Source organism: Chimaeribacter californicus (genome assembly GCF_002858675.1).
Taxonomy (GTDB): domain Bacteria; phylum Pseudomonadota; class Gammaproteobacteria; order Enterobacterales; family Enterobacteriaceae; genus Chimaeribacter; species Chimaeribacter californicus.
In genome coordinates, this window is sequence record NZ_PJZF01000030.1 from 18,880 (window position 1) to 27,063 (window position 8,184).

At 51.3% G+C, this 8,184-nt stretch carries 8 protein-coding genes; all 8 read right to left on the reverse strand.

The window, feature by feature from the left end; translation table 11 throughout:
* Positions 1–26: 26 nt before the first annotated feature.
* On the reverse strand, positions 27–4,055 hold the full coding sequence (rpoB, locus tag CYR55_RS21865) for a DNA-directed RNA polymerase subunit beta (protein ID WP_101818432.1): 4,029 nt from the start codon (positions 4,053–4,055) through the stop codon (positions 27–29).
* 328 nt (positions 4,056–4,383) lie between these two features.
* Positions 4,384–4,749, reverse strand: coding sequence for a 50S ribosomal protein L7/L12 (gene rplL, locus CYR55_RS21870; protein ID WP_072933580.1), 366 nt, complete (start codon positions 4,747–4,749; stop codon positions 4,384–4,386).
* A 63-nt stretch (positions 4,750–4,812) separates the two neighbouring features.
* Positions 4,813–5,310 (reverse strand): 50S ribosomal protein L10, encoded by a 498-nt coding sequence (rplJ, locus tag CYR55_RS21875; RefSeq protein ID WP_101818433.1) that lies wholly within the window; start codon positions 5,308–5,310, stop codon positions 4,813–4,815.
* A gap of 310 nt (positions 5,311–5,620) precedes the next feature.
* Positions 5,621–6,325 carry a 50S ribosomal protein L1 gene (gene rplA / locus CYR55_RS21885; protein ID WP_101818434.1) on the reverse strand — a complete coding sequence of 235 codons (705 nt, stop codon included), beginning with the start codon at positions 6,323–6,325 and terminating at the stop codon, positions 5,621–5,623.
* A gap of 3 nt (positions 6,326–6,328) precedes the next feature.
* Positions 6,329–6,757, reverse strand: a complete 429-nt coding sequence (rplK, locus tag CYR55_RS21890) for a 50S ribosomal protein L11 (protein WP_072933574.1) — start codon at positions 6,755–6,757, stop codon at positions 6,329–6,331.
* 165 nt (positions 6,758–6,922) lie between these two features.
* Positions 6,923–7,468: a transcription termination/antitermination protein NusG gene (gene nusG / locus CYR55_RS21895; RefSeq protein ID WP_101818435.1), complete on the reverse strand. Its 546-nt coding sequence runs from the start codon at positions 7,466–7,468 to the stop codon at positions 6,923–6,925.
* A 1-nt stretch (position 7,469) separates the two neighbouring features.
* Positions 7,470–7,853 carry a preprotein translocase subunit SecE gene (gene secE / locus CYR55_RS21900; RefSeq protein WP_072933570.1) on the reverse strand — a complete coding sequence of 128 codons (384 nt, stop codon included), beginning with the start codon at positions 7,851–7,853 and terminating at the stop codon, positions 7,470–7,472.
* Positions 7,854–8,089: 236 nt separating this feature from the next.
* Positions 8,090–8,184 (reverse strand): EF-Tu C-terminal domain-related protein (locus tag CYR55_RS21905; RefSeq protein ID WP_072264976.1); only part of this gene is annotated, 95 nt, incomplete at its 5' end.

Here is an 8,184-nt window from a genome sequence, read left to right on the forward strand (position 1 = left end):
CTGCACTATCGAACGGAGAGAGGGGATTAGTCGCCTTCCAGTTCGATGTTGATACCCAGTGAGCGGATCTCTTTCAACAGTACGTTGAAGGACTCCGGCATGCCTGGCTCCATCTGATGGTTGCCATCCACGATGTTCTTATACATCTTGGTACGGCCATTGACGTCATCCGACTTGACAGTAAGCATTTCTTGCAGCGTGTAGGCAGCACCGTAAGCTTCCAGTGCCCATACTTCCATCTCACCGAAGCGCTGACCACCGAACTGCGCCTTACCACCCAGCGGCTGCTGAGTAACCAGGCTGTAAGAACCGGTAGAACGCGCGTGCATCTTGTCATCAACCAAGTGGTTCAGTTTCAGCATGTACATGTAGCCCACGGTAACCTGGCGCTCGAATTGCTCACCGGTACGACCGTCGAACAGTGTGATCTGACCAGAAGTCGGCAGGCCACCCAGCTGTAACAGTTCCTTGATTTCTTTCTCTTTTGCACCATCGAATACAGGCGTCGCGATCGGCATACCTTTTTTCAGGTTCTCTGCCAGGCGCAATACTTCATCATCAGAGAAGGTGTTCAGATCAACCTTCTGACGAACATCGTCGCCCAAATCGTACGCTTTCTGGATGAATTCGCGCAGCTTGGAAACTTCTTCCTGTTTCTTCAGCATAGCATTGATTTTTTCACCAATGCCTTTCGCAGCCATACCCAAGTGGGTTTCCAGAATCTGACCGATGTTCATACGGGACGGAACGCCCAGCGGGTTCAGAACGATGTCAACCGGCGTACCGTTTTCATCGTAAGGCATATCTTCGATCGGGTTGATCTTGGAGATAACACCTTTGTTCCCGTGGCGGCCTGCCATTTTGTCACCCGGCTGAATCTGACGTTTAACGGCCAGATACACTTTCACAATCTTCAGCACGCCCGGTGCCAGATCGTCACCCTGGGTGATCTTACGACGCTTGGCTTCCAGCTTCTTCTCAAAGTCAGATTTCAGTTCGTCGTACTGCTCAGCCAGCTGTTCCAGTTGGTTTTGCTTCGCTTCATCAGTCAGCGACAGCTCCAGCCAACGGTCACGCGGCAGTTTGCTCAGTTTGTCAGCTTCAACGCCACCGGAGACCAGTGCGCTGTGAATACGGGCAAACAGGCCGGCTTCCAGGATCTGCAGCTCTTCAGTCAGGTCTTTCTTCGCCTGCTTCAGCTGCATCTCTTCGATTTCCAATGCACGTTTGTCTTTTTCCACGCCATCGCGGGTAAAGACCTGTACATCGATAACCGTACCGGAAACGCCGTTCGGTACGCGCAGGGACGAATCTTTCACGTCCGACGCTTTCTCACCGAAGATAGCACGCAGCAGTTTCTCTTCAGGCGTCAGCTGGGTTTCACCTTTCGGCGTTACCTTGCCCACCAGAATGTCGCCACCGGTCACTTCCGCACCGATATACACAATACCGGACTCATCCAGTTTGGAGAGCGCCGCTTCACCCACGTTCGGGATATCAGCAGTGATCTCTTCAGGCCCCAGCTTGGTGTCACGGGAGACACACGCCAGTTCCTGGATATGGATAGTAGTGAAGCGATCTTCCTGTACTACGCGCTCGGAGACCAAAATGGAGTCTTCGAAGTTGTAGCCGTTCCACGGCATGAACGCGACGCGCATGTTCTGGCCCAGTGCCAGCTCGCCCAGGTCAGTAGACGGGCCGTCTGCCAGCACGTCGCCGCGCTCGATCGGCTCGCCCAGAGAGACACACGGCATCTGGTTGATGCAGGTGTTCTGGTTCGAACGGGTGTACTTGGTCAGGTTATAAATGTCGATCCCTGCTTCGCCGGCATGCATCTCTTCTTCGTTAACTTTGATAACGATACGGGATGCATCAACGTACTGAACAGTACCGCCACGTTTGGCTACGGAAGTTACCCCGGAGTCGACCGCAACTGCACGTTCCATACCGGTACCTACCAGCGGCTTATCAGCGCGCAGAGTCGGAACCGCCTGACGTTGCATGTTCGCACCCATCAATGCACGGTTGGCGTCATCGTGTTCCAGGAATGGAATCAGGGATGCACCAACAGAAACAACCTGCTGGGTGGATACGTCCATATAGTCAACCTGGTCGCGGCTGAACAGGCTTGATTCGCCTTTGCTGCGGCAGGTAACCAGATCGTCTACGAAGTGGCCTTCTTCATCCAGGTTAGTGTTCGCCTGGGCGATAACGAAGTTGCCTTCTTCAATCGCAGACAGATAGTGAATCTCGTCGGTCACAACGCCATCAACTACACGACGGTACGGGGTTTCCAGGAAACCGTACTCGTTAGTCTGCGCGTACACAGACAGGGAGTTGATCAGACCGATGTTCGGGCCTTCCGGTGTTTCGATTGGGCACACACGACCGTAGTGAGTTGGGTGTACGTCACGAACTTCAAAGCCGGCACGTTCACGGGTCAGACCGCCTGGGCCCAGTGCAGAGATACGACGCTTGTGCGTAATCTCAGACAACGGGTTGTTCTGATCCATAAACTGGGAGAGCTGGCTGGAGCCGAAGAACTCTTTCACCGCCGCCGAAATCGGTTTGGCGTTGATCATGTCCTGTGGCATCAGGGTATCCAGATCGCCCAGAGACAGGCGCTCTTTCACCGCACGCTCAACACGTACCAGGCCAACACGGAATTGGTTTTCCGCCATCTCACCCACAGAACGGATGCGACGGTTGCCCAGGTGGTCGATATCATCGACTTCGCCTTTACCGTTACGGATACCAATGAGCTTCTTCATCACCTGAATGATGTCGTCTTTGCTCAGGATACCGGAACCTTCGATCTCATCACGCAGCAGAGAACGGTTGAACTTCATCCGGCCAACGGCGGAGAGATCATAACGATCTTCGGAGAAGAACAGGTTCTCGAACAGCGTTTCCGCTGCTTCGCGTGTCGGCGGCTCACCCGGACGCATCATGCGGTAAATCTCAACCAGCGCACTCAGACGGTCGCTGGTCGGATCGACACGCAGGGTCTCGGAGATATAGGCACCGTGATCCAGGTCATTGGTGAACAGCGTCTCAATGCGCTTGTGACCGGATTGGCTCAATTTAGCCAGCAGGTCCATGGAAAGTTCCATGTTTGCTGCACAGATCAGTTCACCGGTGCTTTCATCGATGTAGTCTTTAGCGACCACTTTACCCGCGATGTATTCAACCGGAACTTCGATGCTTTTAACGTCATCTTTTTCCAGCTGGCGGATATGGCGAGCCGTGATACGGCGGCCTTTTTCGACATACTGCTTGCCGTCAGCTTCGATATCGAAGGACGCGGTTTCACCACGCAGGCGCTCAGGAACCAGCTCCATCTGCAACTTGTTGTCACGAATTTCGAAGACAACTTTGTCGAAGAACAGGTCAAGAATCTGCTCAGTGGTGTAGCTCAATGCACGCAGAATAATGGTCGCCGGCAATTTACGACGACGGTCAATACGTACAAAGAGGTTGTCTTTCGGGTCGAACTCAAAGTCCAACCATGACCCGCGGTAAGGGATAATACGTGCGTTATACAGCACTTTACCCGAAGAGTGGGTTTTACCCTTATCGCTGTCAAAGAAGACGCCAGGACTACGGTGCAGCTGAGATACGATAACCCTCTCAGTCCCGTTAATAACAAAGGTACCGTTTTCGGTCATGAGCGGAATTTCGCCCATGTAGACTTCTTGTTCCTTGATGTCTTTAACGGTGCCTTCCGGTGCCTCGCGCTCATAGATAACCAGGCGCAGTTTCACACGCAATGGCGCAGAATAAGTAACACCGCGGATCTGGCACTCTTTTACGTCGAATACCGGCTCACCAAGACGGTAGCTAACGTATTGCAGCTCTGAATTACCGCTGTAGCTCTGGATGGGAAAAACAGAACGGAATGCCGCTTCAAGCCCGTACTGCCCTTCTGGATCTTGCTCGATAAACTTCTGGAACGAGTCAAGCTGGATAGAAAGGAGATATGGTATGTCCAAAACTTGTGGACGTTTACCAAAGTCCTTACGAATGCGTTTTTTCTCGGTATAGGAGTAAACCATAGGGTTCCTCAGCTCGCTGATCAGTGACCCACTCTGTCCGCCCTAAAGGACAGTTCATACAACACCGTTTATGTCGATCGGAAAGCGAAAGACTTTCCGCAATACCTGTTTCTATCACTCTTAAATCATTTCATTGCGCTGTGGGACAGATAGCGGTCTGTCGCAGGGAACGGCAGTATATTAAGGCGTCGATAGAAATAAATATTGGGGTTGTTCAGTGATTAAACAGTGTGAAATCTCACTGACACCCTATAGCGCAAAAAGGCTGGTGACCAAAAAGTCACCAGCCATCAGCCTATTAAGTCAGGCTGCAACCTGGGAAGTTAACTTATTTAACTTCAACAGAAGCACCAGCTTCTTCCAGGGATTTTTTCAGAGCTTCAGCGTCGTCTTTGCTGATGCCTTCTTTCAGAACTGCCGGAGCAGATTCTACCAGGTCTTTAGCTTCTTTCAGACCCAGGCCGGTTGCGCCACGTACTGCTTTGATAACAGCAACTTTGTTAGCGCCAACAGCAGACAGTACAACGTCGAACTCGGTTTTTTCTTCAACAGCTTCAGCCGGGCCAGCAGCAACAGCTACAGCAGCAGCAGCGGAAACGCCGAATTTTTCTTCCATCATGGAGATCAGTTCAACAACGTCCATTACGGACATTTCTGCAACTGCGTCCAGAATTTGCTCTTTAGTGATAGACATAACAATTGTTCCTAAAATTCAGAAATAGATTATACGTTAGCAACGCAACAAAAAACCGGGCGATTATGCCGCGTCTTTCTGATCGCGCAGTGCAGCCAGAGTGCGAACCAGTTTGCCTGCAGAGGCTTCTTTCATGGTTGCCATCAGGCGTGCGATTGCTTCTTCGTAAGTCGGCAGCGTTGCCAAGCGGTCGATTTGCGCCGCAGGGATCAGCTCACCTTCAAAGGCCGCAGCTTTAACCTCAAATTTTGCATTCGCTTTCGCGAACTCTTTGAACAGACGAGCAGCAGCGCCCGGGTGTTCGTTAGAGAATGCAATCAAGGTTGGACCAACAAACGTGTCTTTCAGGCACTCGAACGGAGTACCTTCAACGACGCGGCGCATCAGGGTGTTACGAACAACACGCATGTACACGCCAGCTTCACGACCTGCTTTACGCAGTTCGGTCATTTTGTCAACGGTAACGCCACGGGAATCCGCGACAACCGCAGACAGCGCGCCTTTGGCTACTTCGTTGACTTCAGCAACAATCGCTTGTTTGTCTTGAAGATTTAATGCCATTAGCTTTTGCTCCTGGATTGGGCCGGGGATAATTCCCCGGAACTCACTTCGCCTGCTACCGAGAATCGGTGACAGACGTTCAAACACGGTGAGCAGAATCCAGCAAAGACAATTAAAAAATTTTCTTCAGGCTCTGTCACCGTCTACGCAGGAAAATTAAGTGCCTTTCGACACACCTGCGGTCTTGGACGGAGGCCTGGATAGGCCAGGCTCCAACCGAAAAATTCTGAGTTTTGCAATTAGCAAAACAACGGGCGTTAGATTCTAGACAAATCCGGCGCTCGCGTAAAGCGATAAAAGCAGAAAGCGATTAGTTCGCTGCTGCGTTCAGGCCGCTTTGGTCAACTGCAACACCTGCACCCATGGTAGTGGACAGGCTAACTTTCTTGATGAAAACGCCTTTAGCCTGAGAAGGTTTAGCTTTTTTCAGCGCAACCAGCAGGGCTTCCAGGTTTTCTTTCAGTTTGTCAGCGTCAAAGTCAACTTTACCGATAGTGGTGTGGATGATGCCGTTTTTGTCGTTACGGTAACGAACCTGACCCGCTTTAGCGTTCTTCACTGCTTCAGCAACGTTAGGGGTTACGGTACCTACTTTCGGGTTTGGCATCAGGCCGCGCGGGCCCAGAACCTGACCCAGTTGACCTACAACGCGCATTGCATCCGGGGAAGCAATAACAACGTCGAAGTTCATTTCGCCTTTTTTGATCTGGTCAGCCAGATCTTCCATACCTACCAGCTCAGCGCCTGCAGCTTTAGCAGCTTCAGCATTTGCGCCCTGGGTAAATACGGCAACGCGAACAGAACGACCGGTGCCGTGCGGCAGAACGGTAGCGCCACGAACGTTTTGGTCAGATTTACGAGCGTCGATGCCGAGGTTAACAGCAACGTCAACGCTTTCTACGAATTTAGCGGTAGCCAGCTCTTTCAGCAGGGCAACGGCTTCGTTGATGTCATACTGTTTAGTTGCATCAACTTTGTCACGGATCACGCGCATGCGCTTGGTCAGCTTAGCCATCTCTTAATCCTCCACTACCAGGCCCATGGAACGAGCAGTACCTTCGATGGAGCGAGTCATCGCTTCAACGTCAGAACCAGTCATGTCCGCAGCTTTGGTTTCTGCGATTTCACGTACCTGAGCACGGGTCACGGTACCCACTTTGTCTTTGTTCGGCTTGCCGGAACCAGACTTGATACCAGCCGCTTTTTTCAGCAGCACTGCTGCCGGCGGAGTTTTGGTAACAAAAGTGAAGGAGCGATCAGAGTAAACGGTAATAACAACCGGGATCGGCAGACCTTTTTCAATGCTGTCAGTCTTAGCATTGAACGCCTTACAGAACTCCATGATGTTAACACCCTGCTGACCCAGAGCCGGACCAACCGGTGGGCTCGGGTTAGCCATACCAGCTGCAACTTGCAGCTTAACGTAGGCTTGTACTTTCTTGGCCATCTAAATATCCTCGATTTGGGTTATATCGCCTGGTGACAGGCTCCCCGTTCTTTTTACATTAAGCCGCTGCCAATGTGGCAACGTCTAAAAACAAAAGGCGCGAAATTGTAGTTCAATTTCACGCCTCTTACAACTATCAAATGGCTATGTCAGAGCAAAAAGTGATCAGCCTTTTTCGACTTGACTGAAATCCAGTTCGACCGGGGTTGCACGGCCAAAAATAGACACAGACACTTTCAAGCGGCTCTTTTCATAATCGACTTCTTCTACCACACCATTAAAGTCAGCAAACGGACCATCGTTGACACGAACCATTTCGCCTGGTTCGAACAAAGTCTTCGGACGCGGCTTATCACCAACTTGTTGCAGGCGGTTCATAATAGCGTCGACTTCTTTATCACTGATTGGTGCAGGGCGATCAGAAGTACCACCGATGAAGCCCATCACACGCGGTACGCTGCGCACTAAGTGCCAGCTTGCATCGTTCATCACCATCTGGACCAGAACATAACCAGGGAAGAATTTGCGCTCGCTTTTGCGGCGCTGACCACCACGGATTTCAACCACTTCTTCCGTTGGGACCATGACTTCGCCAAACAGCTCTTCCATGTCATGTAATTTGATATGCTCACGCAGCGATTGTGCTACGCGGCCTTCAAAGCCGGAGAACGCCTGAACGACGTACCAACGTTTTTTTGGAGCTTCAGACATCTTAGAACCTCAGGCCAGTAATAAACGATACCAGGCGGACCAGAATACCATCTAGTCCCCACAAAATCAGTGACATCACGGCAGTGACCGCGGCAACGATTAAGGTGGTGTGCAGTGTTTCCTGGCGGGTTGGCCAAATTACCTTACGCACTTCAGTGCGTGCTTCGCGGGCAAAGGCTACAGTGGCTTTGCCTTTGGTTGTCATTAACGCGACGGCACCAGCAATAGCGATAATGATCACAACAGCCAATGCGCGTAGCGGGAGGTTGTATTCGCGGTACAGATAATTACCGACAATGGCTACAACCAATAGCGCAGCGACAACCAGCCATTTGACAGCTTCCAGGCCGCGCCCGCTTCCTTGAGCTTCGGTATTCGCACTCATAAACCAACCTGTCACAATGATTTAGAACAAACAACTTTGCCTCGCATCGCGAGGCAAACCAAACCGATCGATGCCCTGTATGAGCGCAAACTCGGTATTTACGCTATAGCTCAGAGCCCATCTCACCAATGATTATGACATAAAATCGCTGATGAGATAGGTTCTAACGTCACAGCGTAGAAAAGGGCATCGAATGATGCCCTTTCAGTACGTGTTGCGTCAAATATTATCAGCGATTAAGCGATAACTTTAGCAACAACGCCCGCACCAACAGTACGGCCGCCTTCACGGATTGCGAAACGCAGACCGTCGTCCATTGCGATCGGGTGGA